Consider the following 22,659-nt stretch of genomic DNA (forward strand, 5'->3'; position numbering starts at 1 on the left):
CGGTGGGCTCGATTCTCGTGATCACGGCGCCGATGGTGGCACCCCGACTCCGAGTCCGCAAGCGATTTTCCGATCCGGCTACCCGAGCGACACAGGCGGTACGGGCGGTACGGGCGACACAGGCGGTACAGCCGACCGCGACGGCTCCGCCGACCGACCGCGCCTCTGCGGTCGGTCGGCGGGGCCGGCGTCAGCCCTTGCCGCCCGCCTTGAGGACCTGGGCCGCCGCCACGCCGGCCGCGCTGTTGCCGTGGCCGCCGCCCTCGACCTCGGCGGCGACGGCGAGGTCGCCCCGGTAGGCGATGAACCAGCTGTTGGTGGCCTGGCTGTTGGCCGCCTCGACGGTGCCGGTCTTGGCGCCGATCTGGCCGGAGAGGCCGGACATCGGGGCGCGGGCGGTGCCCTGGGTGGCGGTCCTGGCCATCATGGCGCGCAGGTCCCGGGCGACGTCGGCGGGGAGCTTGCCGGGCGCCGTCACGCGCTTGGCGTCCTCCCGCAGGACGGGTTGGCGGAACGTTCCGCTCTGTACGGTGGCGGCGACCGAGGCCATCGCCAGCGCGTTGACCTGGATCTTGCCCTGGCCGATGTACTCGGCGGCCGCCTCGTCCTTGTTCCCCGGCACCGGGATGGTGGCGTCCCGGCTGTCGATGCCGATGTGCCACTCCAGGCCGAGGCCGAACTGGTCGCGGGCCACCTTGGTGAGCGCGCCGGGCTGCAGCTTCTCCAGGCCCTTGTCGATGAAGCCGGTGTTGCAGGAGTGGCTGAAGTCGTCGGTGAGCGTGTACGAGGGGAAGTCGCCCGGCTCGTCGTTGTGCCACGGGCGCGGGGATTTGGTGGTCTCCTTGCAGGGCACCACGGTGTCCGGCGTCACGCCGCCCGCCTGCAGCAGGGCCGCCGAGGTGATCACCTTCATCGTGGAGCCGGGCGGCTGGCCGGCCGAGACGGCGCGGTTGTACCCGCTCGGCGAGTAGGCCATCGCGAGGATGTTCCCGGTGCTCGGCTCGATGGCCACCAGCGAGGCCGGCTTGCCGCCCGCCGCCTGCTGCTTGATCGCCTCCTCGGCGACCTGCTGGAGGTCGGCGTCCAGCGTGAGCTTGACCTGCGGCGCGCTCGGCGGGGTCAGCACGAACAGCTGCTCGGGCGCCTTCCCGGCTGCCGAGACCACGACGGCCCGCCCGTTGACGACGGTCGCGCCGTCGGCGGGGGCGATCTTGGGCAGCACGGCGGCCAGCGACGGGAACCCCTCAAGGGACTTGCCGTTGCGGTCGGTCGGCTTGGACACCGGGTCGGGCAGCGTCTTCACGGAGATCGCCCCGCCCTGGGTGAGGTGGGGGTGGAGCACGGCCGGTGCCCAGTGCACGACGGCCCTGCCGTCCTGGGCGCGGACGACGCTGAGCGCGCTGTCGTACTCCCAGGCGCCGGTCGCGCCCTCGAACTCGGCCTTCACCCGGAAGCCGACGGCCGGCTCGCTCGGCGTGCCGGACGGCGCGGGGCCCGTCCCGGTCAGCGCGAGCGCGCGGGTCGGCACGTTGTCGCGGAACACGGTCAGCGCGGCGCGGGCGGTCTCCGGCCGGTCCGTCAGCGCGGAGGCGGCGGTGACGTCCCCGCGGCCCCAGGCCGCCAGGAAGTCCTTCGCCACCGACGCGGCCTGCTCGGCGGTCGGCGGCTCCTGCGGGGCCTTCGCCGTGGTCTCGGATCCCTGCTGGCCGCTGCTGTCGCCGCCCGGCGAGCCGCGGTCCGTCACGGCGTTCACGATGTTGTAGAGGCCGTACCCGCCGACCGCCAGCAGTACGGCGAACACCCCGCCCGCGGCGATCAGCACGGCCCGCCGCGCGCCCGAACGGCGCGGGGCCCGCTCCTCGTCCTCGAATTCGACGTCGTTCTCGTCGAGCTCGGTGTACCCGGCGTACCCGTCGGGTTCCTGCTCTTCGCGCATCTCTCTGTCCCCCCTGCGAACTGCGAGTTCCGCGGGCCCCGCCCCCTCCGGCAACCCGGCCCGCTACCCGGACGGTCAGTCGATGATCCGTTCGAGCGCGGACCAGCCTATGCGCAGAGCGGCGATCGGTCGACAGCGGGAGCACCCGCCGGGCGGGATCCGCCCGGCGGGCACTCCGGTGACCGGCGCCGTCAGGCCCAGGGGTCGGTGAAGGAACGGCCCGGGACGGGCTTGGCGATCAGGGCGATGGCGGTGAAGAAGTTGACCTGCCCGATGGCGATCATCAGGGTCGCGAGGGCCTTCTCCTCGTAGTGCTCGGCGACCTCGGCGTACAGCGCGTCGGAGACGCGTTCGCCGTGCGGGTCGGGCCGCAGGACGGCCTCGACCAGGGCGAGGGCGGCGCGTTCGGGGGCGGTGAAGTACGGCGAGTCCTGCCAGGAGGACACGGAGGTGATCCGCTCCTCGCTCTCGCCCGCCTTGCGGAGGAACCCGGTGTGCAGAACGGTCAGGTAGGTATTCGCGGCGAGCTGGCCCGCCCGCAGCTGGACCAGGCTGATGGTGGTGCGGGGCACCGAGCGATTGCCGGTGGCCTTGAACAGGGCGGCCGAGACCTCGGCGAGCTCGGGGACGAGCTGCACCGGGTCCTGGACCAAGCGGGGGCGCAGCGGGATCTCGGTGGTGATCGATCGGGTGGTCATCGTGGTGTTCCTCTCGGCAACGGGATCACCGCCGGTCCGTGCGATCGGCGGTGCTGTCACTTCCCCGACGGATCGCGGCGCGCCGTTGTGACAGCGCGCCCCGCACACGTGCTCCCGATCGCCGGACGCCCCGGCCCGAGCCCGCTCAGCGCAGGACGGCGGGCGTCGGCCCGTTCGGCCGTACGGTGATGCTGTAGGCCGCGCCCTCCGGCTTGGCGCGGAACTCCAACTCGCCCATCGGCAGCAGGAGTTCCAGCAGTGCCGTGGTCTCCCGGAGGGCGAACTGGGTGCCCAGGCAGGCGCGGGCGCCGAGGCCGAAGGGGACGTACGCGCCGAGGTGTCCCGGGCGCTCCGCGCCCGGGGCGAAGCGGGCCGGGTCGAAGCGCTCGGGGTCGGGCCACAGGGCCGGGTCGCGGTGGGTGAGGTACGGGCAGACCAGCACGTCCGTCCCGGCGGCGACGCGGTGCCCGGCGATGACGTCGTCCTCGACGGCGTGCCGGGGGAGCAGCCAGGCGGAGGGGTAGAGCCGCAGGGTCTCGCTCACCAGCGCCTGCGGGTCGGCCGTCCGGGCCTCGGGGTGGTCGTCGAGCAGCAGGAAGAGCCAGGTGAGCGTGGTGGCGGTGGTCTCGTGCCCGGCGACGAGCAGGGTGACCAGCTCGTCGCGGATCAACGTGTCGGTGTACTCGGGGTGTTGCTCGCCCGCGTCCAGCAGCACCCGGAGCAGGCCCGGCTCCTCCACCGGGCGGGGCGACCGCGCCACGTCGATGGCGGCGTGCGCCACGGCGTCGACCAGCGCCAGGTCCCCGGCGACCGCGTCCCGGGCGTCCGCCGCGTCGGTCGGCAGCTTCGGCATGGCGGCCACCACCCGCTCCACCGCGCGCAGTTCGCGGTCCGTCCGGTCGTCCAGCGGCAGCCCGGTGAGTGCCCGCCAGACGGTGTCCAGGGCGAAGCGCCGCATCTCCTCGCCGACGTCGAAGGTCTCCCCGCTGCGCCGGTACCCCTCCCAGCGCTCGGCGGTCCGGCGCGCCGCCGCGAGGATCCGCTGCTCGTACCGGCGCATCCCGGTGCCGGTGAACTGCGACTGCAGCAGCCGCCGTTGGCGCTTCCAGGCGTCCCCGGTGGCGGACAGCACGCCGTCCCCGACGAGCATCCGCGCGCGGTGCGAGCGCTTGACGTAGCGGTCCGGGTGACGGCCGAGGACGTGCTGCACCGCCGCCGGGTCGGTGACCAGGACCGTCGGCGTCGGTCCGAGCCGGAACGCCGCGAGGCCGCCGACCCCGCGCTGCGCCCGGGCCAGCAGCTCGACGAGCTCGGCCTCCTCGGCCTGCCACTGCTCGACGGCCTCGGGGGCGAGTTCGGGTACCGGGCGGGTGTCCGTGGTCACGGGTCTTCTCCTCCGAACAGCTGACGGGGCGTTCGCTCCGAGGACTCTATGCCAGAGCGACGGTCGGTCGGGCTGCTCCGACCGGGTGGCGGGCCCGGCTGGAGCGGGGGCGCCGAACCGTATGCGAACGGGTGCCGTGCGGCGGGGCCGACCGGCCCCTGCTCGCTGCGCGGACGGGAGAAGGCAGTGCCCGGGACCCGCACCATCGGACGACCTGCTGGTGCTCCCGGTCGGCGCCGACGTCCGGGTGGCCTTCCACGCCGGCTGACCTCCCGCCCGGCCTCCCGGCACACGGCTGCGCCGCGGTCCGTCCCCCTCGACGGACCGCGGCGCAGCGGCTTCACGTGGCGTCAGGACGCTGCGGTCACACCGGCTGCCACAGCGCCGGGACGATCGGCGGCTCCCAGCCGACCTGGGCGGTGTGGCCCTGGAGGCAGACGTAGGTGACGCCGTTGTAGGTCACGGTGTCACCCGCCTGGTACGTGGTGCCGGGCGACCAGGTGCCGCCGGGGTTGGGGTTCCCGTTGCCCACGACCAGCGAGAAGCTGGTGCTGTGGGTGGCGGAGCCGGTCCCGGTCAGGCTGATGCTGTAGGTGCCGGCCCGGTGGAGGCGGCGGTCGCGATGGTGACCGTCGCGGAGCCGCCGGACTGCACCGAGGAGGGACTGAAGGAGACGGTGACGCCGGCCGGGGCGCCCGAGGCGGTCAGGTTGACCGTCTGGGCCGAGCCGGAGGTGGTCGCGGTGGCGACCGTCGCCGTGGCGGTCTCACCGGGCTTGACGGTGGCGGTGGCCGGGTTCACCGAGACGGAGAAGTCGTTGGCGGGGGTGCTGCCGCCGACCGAGGTCTTCCAGATGGTGTAGGCCACGCCGTCGGCGCTGCGGTTGAGCACGGTGGCGTCGACGTTGCTCGTGGTGTCGCAGGACCGGTGGTAGCAGGAGTCGTAGGAACGGCCCGCCGTGCCGCCCCACTTGGCCGCCTGCGCCGAGAGGACCACATCGGCGAGCAGGACGAGGTCGAGGTGCCCTGGCTCTCCATCGCCTCGATGCGGATGCGGGTGGAGTCCGCCGCGGCCGCAGCGCTGCGCGACCTCGCCGCCGCCGAGGACGACCCCCGGCTGGCCCGTCGGGCGCTGCACGCCACCGAGACCGCGATCGGCCTGCTCGGCCCGACCCAACTCCCCGCCAGCCGACTGCTGTTCATCGTCCGGGCGGCCGACTGCCACGTCTGTGCGCACGATCCGCGCACCGCCGTCGAACTCCTCGCGCCGGCCCTGGGGGGCATCCCCGCGTCCGCTCTCCCGGCTCTGGTCGCGTACGAGCTGCGCGGGCTGCGCGACCGCCTCGCGGCACACGCCCCGCGCGCCGCCGACCGGTTGGCGGAGCTGGTCCGCGCCTGAGGAGGAGCGACGGCTCCGCGCGGGCGCGCGGGCGGGGCGCTCGACCGCGCTCACCCGGTGGTGTGACGCTGCCGCACCCACGCCAACTCCCGCCCCCGCGGCGCAATGCGCCCCTTTCACGCCGTTCGAGCGTCAACTTCGTGCGCGTATCGTCCGCCGATCGGGTCATTCATGGCGTTAGCACGTCGAATGACTGCCCCGATCATTGGCTCCCGCTAGAGTCGAGGACGTTTCCAGTCGTTAGTCCGCGAAGAACGGGGGGCGCGTGCTGCTCGCCATTGCACGCCGGCTCGCCCATCCGCTCCTGCTGCTGGGCGTGCTGTGCACTGCCGTCGCGACCCTGCACTTCCACTGGGCGCCCGACCGGGTCTCCCCGATCGTCCTGATCGCGGTTATCGGATACCTGGCAGTGCTGGAGCGGGTGATCCCGTATCGGACCGAATGGCATCCGAGCCGTCGCGAACTCGGTTGGTACAGCGTCTACTTCGTGCTGAGCATGGTCGGCGGCGCACTGGCCCAGGGGCTGGTGACGGCGCTGGTGGAACTGCTCGGCCCGGCGCAGCCGGCGCTGCCCTTCGCGGTGGAGATCCCGCTCGCGCTGCTGGTCGGCTCGCTCGGCGACTACCTCGTGCACCGCTGGTCGCACCGGAACCGGTGGCTCTGGCGGCTGCACGGCGTGCACCACGTCCCGGACAAGGTGAACGTCGCGAACAACGGCGTGAACCATTTCCTGGACGTCCTCGCCGCGCAGTCCATGGTCCAACTCTCGCTGGCTTTGCTCGGATTCTCGGCGAATTCAGTGTTCGTGGTCGGAATATTCGTCATGGCCCAGGGGTATTTCGTCCACGCCAACATCGACGTCCACCTGGGGCCGCTCGGCCACGTCCTGGCCGGGCCGGAGCTCCACCGCCTGCACCACAGTACCGACCTCGCCGAAGCCGGCCACTACTCCTCCGACCTCTCCCTGTGGGACCACGTGTTCGGGAGTTTCACCTGGCGGCCCGGCCGAGTGCCCACCGCCGTCGGTCTCGCCGATCCGGCCGCGTTCCCCACGACCGGCGAATTCGGCGCCACCCTGCTGCACCCCTGGCGCCGGGCCGAGACCACCGAGCCGTCGGTCTGACTCTCCTTCCGCGCAGCCGCCCCCTACTTTTCCGTGTCCCCGGCGCCACGCCCATCACCCTCGGATTGGATCATGACTTCCTCGCCCTTCACCGTGCCCCGCGAGCCCATCGCGATCACCGGTATCGGCTGCCGCCTGCCGGGACACGCCAACGACCACCGGACCTACTGGCGCAACCTGATCGAGGGCCGGGACTGTCTCACCGAGACGCCCGCCGACCGGTACGACACCGTCACCCTGGGCAGCCGGGACCGGGCCAAGCCGGGGCGGCTGATCGGCGGCCGGGGCGGCTACATCGACGGATTCGACACCTTCGACCCGGACTTCTTCGGGATCAGCCCGCGCGAGGCCGAACACATGGACCCGCAGCAGCGCAAACTGCTGGAGGTCAGCTGGGAGGCGCTGGAGGACGGCGGACTGCGCCCCGACGAGCTGGCCGGCCGGGAAGTCGGCGTCTACATGGGGGCCTTCACCCTCGACTGGAAGATCCTGCAGTTCGCCGACCTCGACTTCACCACCATCGCCGCGCACACCGCCACCGGCACCATGATGACGATGGTCTCCAACCGGATCTCGCACTGCTTCGACTTCCGCGGCCCCAGCGTCTCGATCGACACCGCCTGCAGCTCCTCACTGGTCGCGGTCCACCTGGCCTGCCAGAGCCTGCTCCGCGGCGAGACCGAACTCGCCCTGGCCGGCGGCGCGTTGCTGCACATGACACCCCAGTACACGATCGCCGAGACCAAGGGCGGCTTCCTCTCCGCGGACGGCCGCTCCCGCGCCTTCGACGCCTCCGCCGACGGCTACGTCCGGGCCGAGGGCGTCGGCGTGGTGGTGCTCAAGCGCCTCTCCGACGCGCAGCGCGACGGGGACCCGGTGCACGCCGTGATCCTCGGCAGCGGGGTCAACCAGGACGGCCGCACCAACGGCATCACCGTCCCCAGCGCGGACGCCCAGGTCACCCTGATCGAGCGGGTCTGCGCCGAGGCCGGCGTGCTGCCCGGCAGCCTGCAGTACGTCGAGGCGCACGGCACCTCCACCCCGGTCGGCGACCCGATCGAGGCGGCCGCGCTCGGCCGGGTGCTCGGCATCGGCCGCCGCTCCGGGGACCGCTGCTACGTCGGCTCGGTCAAGACCAACATCGGGCACACCGAGGCCGCCGCCGGCGTCGCCGGGCTGATCAAGACCGCGCTCGCCCTCAAGCACCGCCGCATCCCGCCGCACCTCAACCTGGAGCGTCCCAACCCCGGCATCGACCTGGCCGCGCTGCCCTTCGAGATCCCGACCGAGCCGGTCGACTGGCCCGAGCACCGGGGCCCGGCCCGCGCGGGCGTCAACTCCTTCGGCTTCGGCGGCACCAATGCGCACGTCCTGCTGGAGGAGCCGCCCGGCCCCGGGCCCGCCGTCCCGGTCGCCGAGCCGGTCCGCACGGTCCTGCCGCTGAGCGCCAAGGACGCCGCCGGACTGCCCGAACTCGCCGACGCCGTACGGCAGGAGCTCGCCGCCGGCGCCTCACTCACCGACCTCGGCCACACCCTGGCGCACCGCCGCCAGCACCTGCCCGAGCGGCTCGCGGTGGCGTACTCCACCCGGGAGGACCTGGACGAGGCGCTCGCCGCGTACGCGCGCGGCGAGGAGCACCCGCGGGTGGTCCGGGGCCGCGCCCGCGAGCGTCGGCAGCGGCGCCTGGCCTGGGTGTTCACCGGCATGGGCCCGCAGTGGTGGGGGATGGGCCGCGGCCTCCATGCGAGCGAGCCGGTCTACCGGGAGGCCGTGCAGGCCGTGGACCGGGAGATCCGCGAGCAGGCCGGCTGGTCGCTGCTCGAGGAACTGGGCCGGGACGAGGCGGACTCCCGGATGGCCGAGACCTGGCTCGCCCAGCCCGCCAACTTCGCCGTCCAGGTGGGGCTTTCGGCACTCTGGCGGAGCCACGGACTGTGCCCCGACGCCGTGGTCGGCCACAGCACCGGCGAGGTCGCGGCCTTCCACGAGGCCGGGGTGTACGACCTGGCCGACGCCGTCCGGGTGGTGCTGGCCCGCAGTCGGCTCCAGCAGCGGCTGGCCGGGACGGGCGGCATGCTCGCGGTCGGCCTGCCGGAGGCGGAGGCGGAGCGGCGGATCCGGCCCTACCGGAGCCGGATCTCGCTCGGGGCGGTCAACAGCCCCTCCGCCGTGACCCTGGCCGGGGACGCCGAGGCGCTGCGCGAACTGTCCGAGGAACTGACCGGGCAGGGCGTGTTCGCCCGCCTCCTGGACGTCGAAGTCCCGTACCACAGCGTGCGGATGGACCCGATCCGGGACGAGCTGACCGCCGCGCTCGCCACGATCAAGCCGCAGGAGGCGCGGCTGCCGCTCTACCTGACCGCGCGCGAGGGCCTCGCCAGGGGGCCCGAACTGGACGCCGGGTACTGGTGGGAGAACGTGCGCAACCCGGTGCGCTTCCGCGCCGCCGTCGAGCGGATGGCCGAGGACGGCCACGGCCTGTTCCTGGAGCTCGGACCGCACCCGGTGCTCGGGCACGCGATCCGCGAGTGCGCCGAGCGGGCGCACACCCTGCCGTCGATCCGCCGCCGCCGGGACGAACCCGCCTGTTTCACCCGCAGCCTCGCCGAACTGCACACCCTGGGCGCCGAGTTGACCTGGAACGCGCTGCACCCGGCGGGCCGCCCGGTGCCGCTGCCCACGTACCCGTGGCGGCGCGAGCGCTACTGGGTCGAGCCCCAGCCGGTCGAGCAGGTCCGGCTCGGGCGGGTCGACCACCCGCTGCTCGGCCGCCGCACCGCGAGCGCCCAGCCCGGCTGGACCACCGCGCTCGACCCCGAGCGGCTGCCCTACCTGAGCGACCACCGGATCGAGGGCCAGGTGGTCTTCCCGGCCGCCGGATACCTGGAGATGGCCGCCCAGGCCGTCCGCGCCCTGACCGGCGGCACCGAGGTGGCGCTCGCCGAGGTCGAGTTCCACCGGGCGCTGTTCCTCTCCGAGACCGAGCCCGTCCGCGTCCAGCTCGGCTACGCACCGGAGGACGCCCGCTTCACCGTCGCCGCCACCCCGGCCGGCGGCGAGCCCACCGTGCACGCCTGCGGACGGCTCCGCACCGGCCAGCGGCGCTCGTACGGTCCCGCGCTGGACGTCTCGGCACCGGACGCCCACGGGCAGCACCTCGACGGGCCGGACTGCTACCGGCAGCTGGCCGGGCGCGGCTACGACTACGGGCCCGCCTTCCGGGCCGTCCAGGAGGTGTGGGCGGGCCCCGGTGCCGCGCTCGCCCGGATCCGGCCGACCGCCGGGCTCGGCCCCGACGCCGCCGACCACCACCTGCACCCGGTACTGCTCGACGCCTGCTTCCAGACCCTTCTCGCCACCACGCTGCACACGCCCCAGGGCGGCAGCGTCCGGCTGCCGGTCTCCATCGAGGAGGTCCGGCTCGACGAGATCGGCGACCGCCCGCTCTGGGCGCACGCCACCGTCACCCGGGACAGCGGCGAGGAACTCGTCGGCGACATCGCCCTGTACGCCGAGGACGGCACCCCGCTCGGCCGGATCACCGGCTTCCGGGTCACCGACGTCGCCCAGGCCCCGGCCTCGGTCGGCCTGGCCACCATCGACGGCTGGCTCACCGAGGTCGCCTGGGTCGAGGCCCCCGCCCCGGACACCGCCGAGGCCCCCGGCGACCTGCTGCTCCTCGCCGACGAGGGCGGCCTCGCCGAGCGGCTGGCCGCCCTCGCCGCCGAGCGCGGCGCCCGCTGCCACCTCGTCCGGCCCGGCACGGAGTACCGCCACGGCGACGGGCACTCGACCGTACGACCCGACTCCGCCGAGGACGTCCGGCGGCTGCTCGCCGAGCTCGACCCCGGCTACGCCACCGTCGTCCACCTGTGGAACCTCGACCTGCCCGACCTCGACGCCACCACGCCCGACCGGCTCGACGCCCTCGCCACCCTCGGCGCCTACTCGCTGATCGCCCTCGCCCAGGCCCTGCCCGCCGCCCGCCCGGACGGCCGACTGCACATCGTCACCCGGGGCACCCAGGCCGCCGCCCCCGGCGACCGGGTCGAACCGCTCGGCGCCCCCGCCTGGGGCATCGGACGCGTGCTGTGGCAGCAGGAGCTCGTCGCCCAGCGCGGCAGCCTGATCGACCTCGACCCGGGCCTCGCCGCCGGCGACCAGGCCGAGGCCCTGCTCGCCGAGCTCGCCGCCCGGGACGAGCAGGAGATCGCCCTGCGGTCCGGCGGCCGCCTGACCAGCCGGCTGCGGCAGGCCGAGGGCCTCACCCGGCCGCTGCCGCCGGTCCTGCGCCCCGACGGCAGCTACCTGGTCACCGGCGCCTTCGGCGCCCTCGGCCGACTGCTCTGCCGCACCCTGGTCAAGCGAGGCGCCCGCCGGCTGGTCCTGGTCGGCCGCACCGCGCTGCCCGAGCGCTCCCAGTGGGCGTACACCGACCCGCAGAGCCCCGCCGGGGACCGGATCGCCTTCCTGCGCGAGCTGCAGGCACTCGGCGCCGAACCGCTGCTCGCCCCGGTGGACGTCACCGACGAACGGGCCCTCGCCCAGTGGCTCGCCGGCTACCGGGAGCGCCAACACCCGCCCATTCGCGGTGTGTTCCACCTCGCCGGGCAGGTCAAGGACACCCTGCTGGCGCAGATGGACCGCGCGGCCTTCGACGCCGGGTACGCCCCCAAGGTGGCCGGCGGCCACCTGCTGCACCGGCTGCTGCGCGAGGAACCGCTCGACCACTTCGTGCTGTTCGCCTCCGTCGCCTCGCTGCTCACCACCGCCGGGCAGACCAACTACGCGGCCGGCAACGCCTTCCTGGACGCCCTCGCGCACCACCGCCGGGCCGACGGCCTGCCCGCGCTCAGCCTGGACTGGGGGCCCTGGGCCACCGGCATGATCGAGGAGCTGGGCCTGGTCGCCCACTACCGCGACGCCCGCGGCATGAGCTCGCTGCCGCCGGACGCCGGGACGGCCGTCCTGGAGCGCGTCCTCGGCCAGGACCGCGCCCAGCTGCTGGTCGCCACCGTGGTCGACTGGCCGACCTTCCTCGCCTGGTACCCGGAGCCGCCGCCACTGGTCGCCGACCTCGCGGCGAACGCCGCCGAGCAGGCCCCGGCCGAGACCGGCGGCTTCCTGGACACCTACCGCGCGGCCGACCCGCAGACCCGGCGGGAGCTGGTCGCCGAGCGGTTCACCGCCGCCGCCGCGGCCGTGCTGCGGACCGGCGCCGAGCGGATCGACACCGACACCAGGCTCGGCGCGCACGGCCTGGACTCGCTGCTCGCGATGGAGCTGCGCGCCCGGGTGCACGGCGAACTGGGCGTCGCCCTGCCGGTGGTGGCCCTGCTCAGCAACGGCACCGTCGGCGACCTGGTCGACCTGCTCGTCGAGGGCCTGGCCGAGCGGCTCGACGCCGACGGCGGCCCGGCGCGGGCCGAGGTCGAGCCGCACACCGACGAGTCCCGCTACCCGCTCACCCACAACCAGCAGGCGCTCTGGTTCCTGCGCCAGCTGCACCCGGACGGCTTCGCGTACAACATCGGCGGTGCCGTCGAGGTGCGCGCGGAGCTCGACCCCGAGCTGGTCTTCGCCGCCTTCCGCTTCCTGGTCGCCCGGCACCCCGAGCTGCGCGCCGCGTTCACCGCCGAGGAGGGCCGACCGGTCCAGCGGATCCGCGCGGAGGCCGACGCCGACACCGGGCTGTTCGACGTCGAGGGCCGCCCCTGGGAGGAGATCCACGACCTGATCGTCCGCGAGTACCGGCGGCCGTACGACCTCGCCGAGGACCCGCTGGTGCGGCTGCGGCTGTTCCGGCGCGGACCGGACCGCTGGGTGCTGATGAAGGCCGTCCACCACATCGTCTCGGACGCGATCTCCACCTTCACCTTCATCGAGGAGCTGTTCGAGGTCTACGAGGCGCTGCGCCAGGGCCGCACCCCCGAACTGCCCCCGGTGCCGGCCCGCTACCTGGACTTCCTCAACCACCAGAACCGCTTCCTGGCCGGGCCCGAGGCGCAGCGGATGCTCGACTACTGGCGGGGCCGGCTGCCCGCGGAGATGCCGGTGCTGGCGCTGCCCACCGACAAGCCGCGCCCGGCCGTGCAGACCCACAACGGTGCCTCCGAATTCTTCCGGCTGGACGCCGAACTCACCGCTCGGGTCCACGAATTGGCCCGCGCCCAGAACGCCACCCCGTTCATGGTGCTGCTCGGCGCCTACTACCTGCTGCTGCACCGCTGGTCCGGGCAGTCCGACATCGTGGTCGGCAGCCCGGTCACCGGCCGCACCCGGGAGGAATTCGCCTCCGTCTACGGCTACTTCGTCAACCCGCTGCCGCTGCACGTGACCCTCGCCGGGGAGCCGACGGTCGCCGAGCTGCTGGCCCGGGTGCGGGAGAGCGTGCTCGGCGGGCTGGACAACCAGGAGTACCCCTTCCCGCTGCTGGTCGAGCAGCTGGGGCTGCAGCACGACCCGAGCCGCTCCGCGGTGTTCCAGGCGATGTTCATCCTGCTCACCCACAAGGTCGCCGTGGAACGCTTCGGCTACCGCCTGGAGTACATCGAACTCCCCGAGGAGGAGGGCCAGTTCGACCTGACGCTGTCCGCCTACGAGGACCGCTCGGACGGCAGCTTCCACTGCGTCTTCAAGTACAACTCCGACCTCTTCGAGCCGGCCACCGTCCGGCGGCTGGCCGCCCACTACCGCAACCTGCTGGACGCCATGACCGGCGCCGCCGCGGACCGGCCGGTGGGACGGCTGCGGATGCTCGACCCGGCCGAACGCCGGGAGATCCTCACCGGCTTCAGCGGCGCCGAGCGCCGGATCGACCACGACACCCCGCTGCCCGAACTGATCGCCAAGGCCGCCGCCGAGCACCCGGAGGCCGTCGCCGTGGTCGCGCCCGGCCGCGACGGGACCCGCCGCCTCACCTACGGCGAGCTGGACCGCCGCTCCCAGCGCACCGCCGGACGGCTGCGCGAACTGGGCGTCGGGGAGGGCTCGGTGGTCGCCGTCTGCCTGGACAAGTCGCCCGAGCTGATCACCACCCTGCTCGGGATCTGGCGGGCCGGCGCCGCCTACCTGCCGCTCGACCCCGGGCACCCGGCGGACCGGCTCGCCCACCAGGTGGCGGACGCCGGGGCCGCGCTGGTCGTGGTCGACGAGCGGCGCCCGCCCGGCGCCGGACTGCCCGCCGACCCGGTCACCCTGGAGGAGCTGGACCGGCCCGTCGCAGCAGCCGTGGCCCTGCCCGCCGCCGACCCGGACCGGGCCGCCTACGTGATCCACACCTCGGGCTCCACCGGCCGCCCGAAGGGGGTCCGGGTCGACCACCGCAACCTGGCCGCGGTCACCGCCGGCTGGCGCGAGGCGTACCGGCTGGACACCGAGTCCCGGGTGCACCTGCAGATGGCCGGGACGGCCTTCGACGTGTTCTCCGGCGACCTCGCCCGGGCGCTCGGCACCGGCGGCACCCTCGTCCTGGTCGACCGCGAGCTGCTCTTCGACACCACCCGGCTGTACCGGGTGATGCGCGAAGAGGCCGTCGACTGCGGCGAGTTCGTGCCCGCCGTGGCCCGCGCCCTGCTCGCCCACTGCGAACGCGAGGGCCTGCGGCTGGACTTCCTGAAGCTGGTGATCGTCGGCTCCGACTCCTGGAAGGCCGCCGAGCACCGCCGGCTGCGCGCCCTGTGCGGCGGGCGGACCAGGCTGGTCAACTCCTACGGACTCACCGAGGCCACCGTCGACAGCACCTACTACGAGGGCGCGGCGGAGGAACTCGAACCCGGCCGGATGGTGCCGATCGGCCGACCCTTCCCGAACAGCGCGCTGTACATCCTCGACCCGTACGGCGAGCCCGTCCCGGCGGGCGTCCCCGGCGAGCTGTGGGTCGGCGGTGCAGGCGTGGCGGCCGGCTACCCCGCCGACCCGGAGCGGACCGCCGAGCGCTTCACGACCCTGGACCTCGACGGAACGCCCGTCCGGCTCTACCGCACCGGCGACCTCGGGCACTGGGACACCGCGGGCACCGCGCACCTGCTCGGCCGGATCGACAACCAGGTCAAGGTCCGCGGCCACCGGATCGAGCCGGGCGAGATCGAGGCCCACCTCACCGCCCGCCTCGAACTCGCCCAGGCCTGCGTGGCGGTCCGCCAGGACGCCTCCGGCGAGACGGTGCTGGCCGCCTACGTGGTCCCCGCCGAGGGCGCCGTGCTGGACCGCCGCGAACTGCGCCGCCACCTGGCCGAGCACCTGCCCACCGTGATGATCCCCTCCTACCTCACGGAACTGCCCGCCCTGCCGCTCACCCCGAACGGCAAGGTCGACCTCGCCGCCCTGCCGGAGCCCAAGGCCGACACCGCCGGTGCCCGGCACGAGCCGCCCGTCACCCTGTACGAGACCCGGGTCGCCGAGCACTGGCGGACCCTGCTCGGCCTCGAGGAAGTCGGCCTGCAGCACGACTTCTTCGAACTCGGCGGCAGCTCGATCCGGCTCATCGAACTGATCCACCACCTGCAGACCGAGTTCAACATCGGCATCCCGGTCGGCCTGCTGTTCAAGGTCACCACCCTGCACGGCATGGCCCGCACCGTCGAGCAGATCATCACCGGCGAAGTGGCCGGCGGCCAGCCCCACCTCTGGTTCAACTCCGCGGCGCCCGAGAGTCGTACGGTCTTCTGCTTCCCGCCGGCCGGCGGGCACGGACTGGTCTACCGGCAGCTCGCCGCGCACCTGCCCGAGCACCGGATCGCCGCCTTCAACTACCTGACCGGAGACGACAAGACCGCCCGCTACGCGGACCTGGTCGAGGAACTGCACCCGGCCGGACCGTACGTCCTGCTCGGCTACTCGCTCGGCGGCAACCTCGCCTTCGAGGTGGCCAAGGAACTGGAACGCCGGGGCCGGACGGTGGAGTCGGTGCTGCTGGTGGACGCCTACCGGGTCGTGACGGCGTTCGACCTCGGGGAGGAGCACGTGGCCGTCTTCGAACGAGAACTCCACGAGCATCTGCACCGCCACACCGGCTCCCGGATCGTCGCCCGGGAAACCCTCGAACAGGCCCGGGACTACCTGGAGTTCTGCAGCCGCACGCCCAACACCGGAACCGTCCGGGCCCAGCTCGACGTGGTCTGCGAGCGCGAGCGGCTCGAGGTGCACGTCCGCGGCGAGGAGGGCTCCTGGCACGGCGCCTCGACCACCGGCACCGCCGTGTACGCCGGCCACGGCAGCCACGCCGAGATGCTCGACGGCGACCACGCCGCCCGCAACGCCGAACTGGCGGGCGCCATCCTGGCCGGAGGCACCGTCGATGGCCGCGGCTGACCGGGGACCGGACTGGTCCACCAGGGAGCGGGCCCCCGGGGGCCCGCCCCGGGTCATCGTGATCGGCGCCGGCCTGGCCGGACTCGCCACCGGCTGCTACGGGCAGATGAGCGGCCTGGAGACCCGGATCTTCGAGAAGCACGTGCTGCCCGGCGGCTGCTGCACCGCGTGGTCCCGGCACGGCTACCTCTTCGACTACTGCATCGACTGGCTGATCGGCACCGCCGAGGGCACCGGTGCGCACCGGGTCTGGAGTGAACTCGGCGCCCTGGACGGCAAGTCCGTGACCCGCTTCGACACCTTCAACCGGGTCGTCGACGAACACGGCCGCGCCGTCACCTTCTACGGCGACCCGGACCGGCTGGAACGGCACCTGCTGGCCCTCGCCCCCGGTGACGCCAAGCCCATCCGGGCCTTCTGCCGGGACCTGCGCCGCTTCGCCGCCATAGACCTGCCCTGGGACCTCACCCCGCCGCCGCTGCGCACCACCGCGGAGCGGCTGCGCACCCTGCGCACCGTCCTGCCCGGCTTCCGACTGTTCTGGCGCACCGCGACCACCCCGATGAGCGGCTTCGCCGAGCGCTTCCAGGACCCGCTGCTGCGCCGGGCCTTCCCCACCATGTTCCTGCAGGAGCCGGCCGGGTTCCCCCTGCTGCCGTACCTGTACACACTGGCCGCCGCGCACAACGGCAACGCCGGTTTCCCGCAAGGGGGTTCGCTGGGTCTGGCCCGCTCGGTGGAGGAGCGGTACACCTCGCTCGGCGGGGTGATCGGCTACCGGTGCCGGGTGGAGCGGATCCTGGTCGAGGACGGGCGCGCCGTCGGCGTCGAACTCCGGGACGGCTCACGGCACTTCGCCGACCACGTGGTCGCCGCCTGCGACGGCCCGACGGTACTCGACCGGCTCCTCGAGGGCCGCTACTCCAGCCCCACGACCGACCTCCTGTACGGCCGACTGCTCGACGAGCCGGGCAATCTGTACCCGGCCGTGGTCTCCGCCTTCGTCGGCATCGACGGCCCGCTGCCGCCGGGCGAGCCGCACAGCACCACCTACCTGCTGGCGCCCGAGGAGGGCGCCCGGCTGCCGGGCTCGCTGCAGAGCAGCCTGGTGGTGCAGCTGCGCTCGTCCTACGCGGAGGGCTTCGCGCCGCCCGGCAAGTCGGTGCTGCACTGCACCTACTTCAGCGACTACCGCTCCTGGAAGGACCTGCGGCTCCGGGACCGCCGGGCGTACCGGGCGCGCAAACAGGAGGTCGCCGCGTTCGTCCGCGGCTTCCTGGACCGGACGTACCCCGGGCTCGGGCAGCGGATCGAACTGGTCGACGTGGCCTCGCCGGTGACCACCGAGCGGTTCACCGGCAACACCTACGGAAGCATCCTCGCCTGGCAGGCCTTCTCCGAGGCCGAGGACGCCGCCAACCGGCTGGTCAACCGGGACCGGATGCGGCTGCCGGGCCTCGGCGGCTTCTCCATGGCCGGGCAGTGGACCGCCCTCGGCGGGCTGATCCGGGCCGCCACCAGCGGACGGTACGCCGCGCAGTACCTGTGCCGGGAGCTCGGGCGGCCGTTCCGGGCCTGGCCCAGCGACAACCGGGAGCCCTGGCACCCGGGCAAATGGGGCCGGCTGCCGCAACTCGACCGGGCCACCGTTCCGGTGCCGGACGTGGCAGTACCGGACGTGGCAGTACCGGACGTGGCAGTACCGGGCTTGGCAGTACCGGACGTCGCAGTGGCGGACGTGGCCGTACCGGACGTGGGAGTGGCGGAGTGACCGCCGACCGACAGACCATGGTCATCATCGGCGGCGGGCTCGGCGGCCTGTCCACCGGCTGCTACGCGCAGATGAACGGCTACCGCACCCGGATCCTGGAGATGCACGAGATCCCCGGCGGCTGCTGCACCGGCTGGGAGCGCGGCGAGTTCACCTTCGACTGCTGCGTCAGCTGGCTGCTGGGCAGCGGTCCGGGCAACGAGATGCACCGGATCTGGCTCGAACTCGGCGCGCTGCAGGGCAAGCGGATGCGCAACTTCGACGTCTTCAACGTGGTGCGCACCCGGGACGGCCGGGCGGTCTACTTCTACTCCGACCCGGACCGGCTGGAGGCCCACCTGCTGGAGCTGGCCCCGGAGGACGCCCGGCGGATCCGGCAGTTCTGCGCCGGGCTGCGCAAGTTCCGCCTGGCACTGGCCCGTTACCCCTTCCTCAAGCCGGTCGGGCTGATGGGCCGCCGGGAGCGGTGGCGGATGCTCGCCTCCTTCCTGCCGTACTTCAACGTGATCCGGCGCTCGATCACGGTGCTGATGAGCGACTACGCCGCGCGGTTCCGGAGCCCGCTGCTGCGCGAGGCGTTCGAGTTCGTCCTGTACGAGAAGCACCCCAACTTCCCGGTGCTGCCGACGTACTTCCAACTCGCCTCGCACGCCGGACAGTCGGCCGGGGTGCCGGAGGGCGGTTCGCTCGGGCTGGCACACTCGATCGAGCAGCGCTACCGGCGGCTCGGCGGGGAGATCAGCTACAACGCCAAGGTGACCGAGATCCTGGTCGAGCGGGACCGGGCGGTCGGGGTGCGGCTGAGCGACGGCCGGGAGCTGCGCGCGGACATCGTGGTGGCGGCCTGCGACGGCCGGACGACCGTGCTGGACCTGCTCAAGGGCCGCTACCTGAACGACACCTACCGTCGGCTGTACACCCGGACCATCACCGAGCCGGGGATGGTCTTCCCCGGCTACCTGACCGTCTTCCTGGGCCTGCGCCGCCCCTTCCCGGCCGGCGACCCGTGCACCACCTACCTGCTGGAGGATGAGCTCGCCGCCCGGCTCACCGGGATCCGGCACCCCAGCATCAACGTCCAGTTCCGCAGCCGCCACTACCCGGAGCTGTCCCCGGCCGGGACCACCGTGGTGTACGCCAGCTACTTCTGCGACATCGCCCCCTGGCGGGAGTTGAGCACCGGCCCCGAGCAGGCTCCCCGGCTGCGGCGCGGCGAGGAGCTGCACACCCTGCCGGTCGGCCGGGGCCGGGAGTACCAGCGGGCGAAGCGCCGGGTGCGGGACGCCGTGATCGAGTTCCTGGACGGCCACCACCCGGGCCTCAAGGACGCGGTGGCGGTCAAGGACGTCTCCACCCCGCTCACCCAGGTCCGCTACACCGGCAACTACGACGGCACGGTGCTGGGTTGGCAGCCCTTCGTGGAGAGCGGCGAGACCCTGGAGGAGGAGATCAAGCGCAACGGCCCCGGACTGCCGGGCCTCGCGAACTTCTACCTCTCCGGCGTCTGGGCCACCACCGGCGGACTGATCCGGGCGGCGGCGGCCGGCCGGCACGTCGTCCAGTTCATCTGCCGGGACGACCGCAAGCCCTTCACCGCCGAGATCGACGACCACGCCCCGCCGCCCACCCTGCTCATCGAACCCGTCGGACCCGTCGACCCGGTCGGACCCGTCGACCGGCAGTTTGGAGTCACCTCGTGAGGATCGAGAAGTGGACCGTCCGGGAGCACGTGGACGGAGTGCCGGACGTCGAGCGCCTGTACCGGAAGGTCGTGGAAGAGGTGGACGTCCGGCTCGCCGCGGACGAGATGCTGCTGCGCACCCGGTACGTCTCGGTCGACCCGTACCTGCAGGGCATCGCGCTGGACACCCCGATCGGGGACCACATGGGCGCCGACTCGATCATGGAGGTGGTGGAGGCCGGGCCGGCCGCGCGGTTCGCGGTCGGCGACCTGGTCCAGGGCTTCGGCGGCTGGCGCAGCCACGTGGTCAGCAACGGCGCGCCCAGGCCGTGGCAGACCGGCACCTTCCCGATGGTCTTCCCGGCCTTCCGCCGGCTGGACCCGGCCCACTACGACGAGGACCTTCCGCTGTCCACCGCGCTCGGCGTCCTGGGCGGGCCCGGGATGACGGCCTGGGGCACGGTGGAGAAGTTCCTCGACGTGCGCGCCGGTTCGACCGTGCTGGTCAGCGGGGCCGCCGGGGCGGTGGGCTCGGTGGTCGGGCAGCTGGCCAAGCACCGCGGCGCGCGGGTGATCGGCACCACGGCGACGCCGGAGAAGGCCGAGCTGCTGTGGGAGCTGGGCTTCGACGGGGTGGTGCTGTACCGGGACGGCGACGCCCCGGAGCGGCTGGAGAAGGAGCTCGCCGAACTCGCCCCGGACGGCATCGACCGCTACTTCGACAGCCTCGGCGGGGTGCTGACGGACGTGGTCTTCGCCATGCTCGCGGTGGAGAGCCGGGTGGCGGTCTGCTGGCAGTGGGGCAGCCAGGTCGGCGGTGACTGGGCGGGCCCCCGGCTGCTGCCGATGATCATGTTCCCGCGCACCACGATCCGGGGTATCTTCTCGCTGGAGTGGTTCACCGAGGAGAACTGGTCCGCGCTGCGGCGGGACCTCGGCGCCCTGGTCCGCAGCGGCGAGCTGCGCTACCAGCAGACCGTCCACCAGGGCTTCGACAGCATCCCCGAGGCCTACCGCGGCCTCTACCTGGACCGCTCCGCGAGCCGGGGGAAAGTGCTGGTCGAGCTCTGAGCGGGTGGTCTGCCCGGCCCGGCCGGTCTCCCCTCGGAGGCAACTCCGGTGGGGGAGACCGGCGTTGCACCGGTCACGCCCAGGCGCCCGCCGCCGCGGCGCGTTCCGCGTAGTCGGCGAGGGTGCGCGGTTCCCGGCCCAGGACCTGCCGCACCCCGTCGGACGGTTCGGCGGTGTGCCCGGCGCGGTGCAGGGCGAACAGCGCGTCGAGCGCCCGTACCGCGGCCTCGGGGTGGCCGTCGGCCCGCAGCTCCGCCCGGTACTCCTCGGGCGTCAGTTCGACGTAGCGGATCGACCGGCCGGCGGCCCGCGCTATCACGTCGACGGCCTCGTCGAAGCGCAGGGCGTCCGGACCGGACAGCTCGTACGTCCGCCCGCCGAGCCCGTCGCGGGTGAGCAGGGCGGCGGCCACCTCGGCGATGTCCTCGGCGTCCACGAAGGGCTCCGGGACCGCGCCGATCGGCAGGGCGAGCCGGCCGGCGCGCAGCGGGGCGTGCCAGAGGTCCTCGTCGAAGTTCTGGTGGAAGTTGTTGGCCCGCACGATCGCCCAGTCGACGCCCGAGGCCCGGACGGCCCGCTCGGCGGCGGCCATCCCCTGGCCGAAGTCCGGGCCGACCTGGTCCAGCCCGCGTCCGGAGAGAGCGACGAAGCGCCGCACGCCGGCCGTCACCGCCCGGTCGACGAATCCCTCGACGGGGGCCGGGTCCTCGGGGGCGACCAGGTAGACGGCCCCGGTGCCGGCCAGTGCGGAGTCCCAGGTAGCCGGGTCGTCCCAGTCGAAGTGCGTCCCGCTGCTGCGGGAGGCCGCCCGGATGCGCAGTCCGGCGTCGCGCAGTCGGCGGACGAGCCGGCGGCCGGTCTTGCCGGTCGCGCCCAGGACGAGGATCTCGTGCTGTTCTGTGGTCATGGCGGCAAGTCAACTCGTCGGCAGGGGACGGGGACCATGGGAGATCGTCCGGTCGGCATGTCCGTTCGTCCGCCTAGGATCGCGGCATGGACGTGTTCGACGATCTGTTGGGCGGGCTGCGGGCCGAGGGGGCGGTGTTCGGACGGTCGGTGCTCACGCCGCCGTGGGCGCTGCGGTTCGGCGACGCGGCGGAGCTGACGCTGTGCGTGCCGCTGTCGGGGGCGGGCTGGATCGTCCCGGGGGCGGGCGCGCGGCCGGTGCGGGTGCGCGAGGGTGAGACGGCCGTGGTACGGGGGCCGGAGCCGTTCGTGTTCGCGGCCGACCCGGCGGACGCGGGTCGTCCGGAGCTGCTGCGGGACGTCCGGTGCGCGGAGGCCGACGGGCGGACGGGCACGGAGGTGGAACGGGACCTGTCCGGCGGCTCGGTGCTCATGGCAGGGGCCTACCGGGTCCGGAGTGAGGTGCCGCAGCGGCTGCTGCGCGCGCTGCCGCCGGTGCTGGTCGTCCCGGACGAGGAGGAGGACCGAGCCGGTTGCGCGGCGTTGCGGGACTACTTCCGGGCCCGGTTCACGGCCGGGCGACCCGGCCGCCAGATCGTGGTGGACCGCCTGCTGGACTGGCTGCTGGTCTGCACCCTGCGGGACTGGTTCGACCGCCCGGAGGCGGACGCCCCGGGCTGGTACCGGGCGCAGGGGGACGAGGTGGTCGGCCCGGTGTTGCGCGCCATGCACCGGGCCCCGGCGCGGCCCTGGACGCTCGCCGGGCTGGCTGCGGAGGCGGGGGTGTCCCGGACGACGCTCGCCAAGCGCTTCACCGAGCTGGTGGGCGAGCCGCCGCTGACGTACCTGACGCAGTGGCGGATGGCCCGGGCGGCCGACCTGCTGGCGGGCTCCCCGGACACGGTCGCGGCGGTGGCCCGACAGGTCGGGTACGCGGACGCCTTCGGGTTCAGCGCGGCGTTCAAGCGGGTGCGCGGGGTGACGCCGAGCGCCCACCGCCGGGCGGTGGGCGTCGACCAGGTCCCGGTGTTCCCGCTCTGTCCCGGGTACCCGGTGAAGGCCTAGTTGTACTGACCCGTGAGGTTGGTGACGCGGCTGACGGGGGGCTTTCCCCGGAGCGCGGTGTGTCCGCGGTGGTGATTGTAGGTGTGGAGCCATCCGGGGAAAGCGTCACGTCGCTCCTGCTCGGTGCGGTAGGGCCTGGCGTAGGCCCACTCGTCGAGCAGGGTGCGGTTGAAGCGTTCGACCTTGCCGTTGGTCTGCGGCCGGTAGGGACGGGTGCGCTTGTGCGCGATCCCGCCGGCCGCGAGAGCGTCGCGCCACAGCCGGGAGCGGTAGCACGAGCCGTTGTCGGTCAGCACGCGCTGGACGGTGAT

The 22,659-nt window shown here is 73.7% G+C and carries 12 protein-coding genes and 1 pseudogene; 7 read left to right on the top strand and 6 right to left on the bottom strand.

The genetic code is table 11. The features are described 5' to 3' along the window. Positions 1 to 190: 190 nt before the first annotated feature. The 4 genes and pseudogenes from ACZ3TI_RS13385 to ACZ3TI_RS13400 form a co-directional block, all read right to left on the bottom strand. Positions 191 to 1,936: a penicillin-binding transpeptidase domain-containing protein gene (locus tag ACZ3TI_RS13385; protein WP_465726330.1), complete on the bottom strand. Its 1,746-nt coding sequence runs from the start codon at positions 1,934 to 1,936 to the stop codon at positions 191 to 193. 191 nt (positions 1,937 to 2,127) lie between these two features. Continuing rightward, positions 2,128 to 2,634 (bottom strand): carboxymuconolactone decarboxylase family protein, encoded by a 507-nt coding sequence (locus ACZ3TI_RS13390; protein WP_465726331.1) that lies wholly within the window; start codon positions 2,632 to 2,634, stop codon positions 2,128 to 2,130. Positions 2,635 to 2,779: 145 nt separating this feature from the next. Then, positions 2,780 to 4,018 carry a cytochrome P450 gene (locus tag ACZ3TI_RS13395; RefSeq protein ID WP_465726332.1) on the bottom strand — a complete coding sequence of 413 codons (1,239 nt, stop codon included), beginning with the start codon at positions 4,016 to 4,018 and terminating at the stop codon, positions 2,780 to 2,782. A gap of 364 nt (positions 4,019 to 4,382) precedes the next feature. After that, positions 4,383 to 5,005: pseudogene (locus ACZ3TI_RS13400) on the bottom strand (carbohydrate-binding protein); the annotation flags it as partial. A 33-nt stretch (positions 5,006 to 5,038) separates the two neighbouring features. Here ACZ3TI_RS13400 and ACZ3TI_RS13405 point away from each other — a divergent pair. From ACZ3TI_RS13405 to ACZ3TI_RS13430, 6 genes are all read left to right on the top strand, one after another. Further along, a complete protein-coding gene (locus ACZ3TI_RS13405) occupies positions 5,039 to 5,416 on the top strand; it encodes a hypothetical protein (protein WP_465726333.1) in 378 nt (125 codons plus the stop codon). Between the two features lie 265 nt (positions 5,417 to 5,681). Continuing rightward, entirely contained in the window at positions 5,682 to 6,539 is an 858-nt protein-coding gene (locus ACZ3TI_RS13410) for a sterol desaturase family protein (RefSeq protein WP_465726334.1), read from the top strand. A gap of 72 nt (positions 6,540 to 6,611) precedes the next feature. Next, positions 6,612 to 15,854, top strand: a complete 9,243-nt coding sequence (locus ACZ3TI_RS13415) for a non-ribosomal peptide synthetase/type I polyketide synthase (protein WP_465726335.1) — start codon at positions 6,612 to 6,614, stop codon at positions 15,852 to 15,854. Next, positions 15,841 to 17,625: a phytoene desaturase family protein gene (locus tag ACZ3TI_RS13420; protein WP_465726336.1), complete on the top strand. Its 1,785-nt coding sequence runs from the start codon at positions 15,841 to 15,843 to the stop codon at positions 17,623 to 17,625. Before ACZ3TI_RS13415 ends, ACZ3TI_RS13420 begins: the two co-directional genes overlap by 14 nt. Positions 17,626 to 17,642: 17 nt before the next feature. Further along, positions 17,643 to 19,325, top strand: coding sequence for a phytoene desaturase family protein (locus ACZ3TI_RS13425; RefSeq protein ID WP_465726352.1), 1,683 nt, complete (start codon positions 17,643 to 17,645; stop codon positions 19,323 to 19,325). Beyond that, a complete protein-coding gene (locus ACZ3TI_RS13430) occupies positions 19,322 to 20,377 on the top strand; it encodes a zinc-binding dehydrogenase (protein ID WP_465726337.1) in 1,056 nt (351 codons plus the stop codon). The genes ACZ3TI_RS13425 and ACZ3TI_RS13430 overlap by 4 nt, the downstream gene beginning before the upstream one ends. 73 nt (positions 20,378 to 20,450) lie before the next feature. On the opposite strand, the gene ACZ3TI_RS13435 is transcribed toward ACZ3TI_RS13430, so the two are convergent. Beyond that, positions 20,451 to 21,284, bottom strand: coding sequence for an NmrA family NAD(P)-binding protein (locus tag ACZ3TI_RS13435; RefSeq protein ID WP_465726338.1), 834 nt, complete (start codon positions 21,282 to 21,284; stop codon positions 20,451 to 20,453). Positions 21,285 to 21,370: 86 nt separating this feature from the next. Here ACZ3TI_RS13435 and ACZ3TI_RS13440 point away from each other — a divergent pair, with 86 nt between their 5' ends. Beyond that, positions 21,371 to 22,348 carry an AraC family transcriptional regulator gene (locus tag ACZ3TI_RS13440; protein WP_465726339.1) on the top strand — a complete coding sequence of 326 codons (978 nt, stop codon included), beginning with the start codon at positions 21,371 to 21,373 and terminating at the stop codon, positions 22,346 to 22,348. Here ACZ3TI_RS13440 and ACZ3TI_RS13445 read toward each other — a convergent pair. Beyond that, positions 22,345 to 22,659, bottom strand: a 315-nt coding sequence (locus ACZ3TI_RS13445; protein WP_465726340.1) for an integrase core domain-containing protein, incomplete at its 5' end; no start/stop codon positions are given. The genes ACZ3TI_RS13440 and ACZ3TI_RS13445 overlap by 4 nt on opposite strands.

It is taken from the genome of Kitasatospora sp. NPDC023120, from assembly GCF_055560835.1.

Bases quoted from the DNA above. Each gene is read 5' to 3' on its own strand.
- ACZ3TI_RS13390 (WP_465726331.1), bottom strand. From the start codon at position 2,634: ATGACCACCCGATCGATCACCACCGAGATCCCGCTGCGCCCCCGCTTG.
- ACZ3TI_RS13440 (WP_465726339.1), top strand. From the start codon at position 21,371: ATGGACGTGTTCGACGATCTGTTGGGCGGGCTGCGGGCCGAGGGGGCG.
- ACZ3TI_RS13415 (WP_465726335.1), top strand. From the start codon at position 6,612: ATGACTTCCTCGCCCTTCACCGTGCCCCGCGAGCCCATCGCGATCACC.
- ACZ3TI_RS13420 (WP_465726336.1), top strand. From the start codon at position 15,841: ATGGCCGCGGCTGACCGGGGACCGGACTGGTCCACCAGGGAGCGGGCC.
- ACZ3TI_RS13385 (WP_465726330.1), bottom strand. From the start codon at position 1,936: ATGCGCGAAGAGCAGGAACCCGACGGGTACGCCGGGTACACCGAGCTC.
- ACZ3TI_RS13425 (WP_465726352.1), top strand. From the start codon at position 17,643: ATGGTCATCATCGGCGGCGGGCTCGGCGGCCTGTCCACCGGCTGCTAC.
- ACZ3TI_RS13435 (WP_465726338.1), bottom strand. From the start codon at position 21,284: ATGACCACAGAACAGCACGAGATCCTCGTCCTGGGCGCGACCGGCAAG.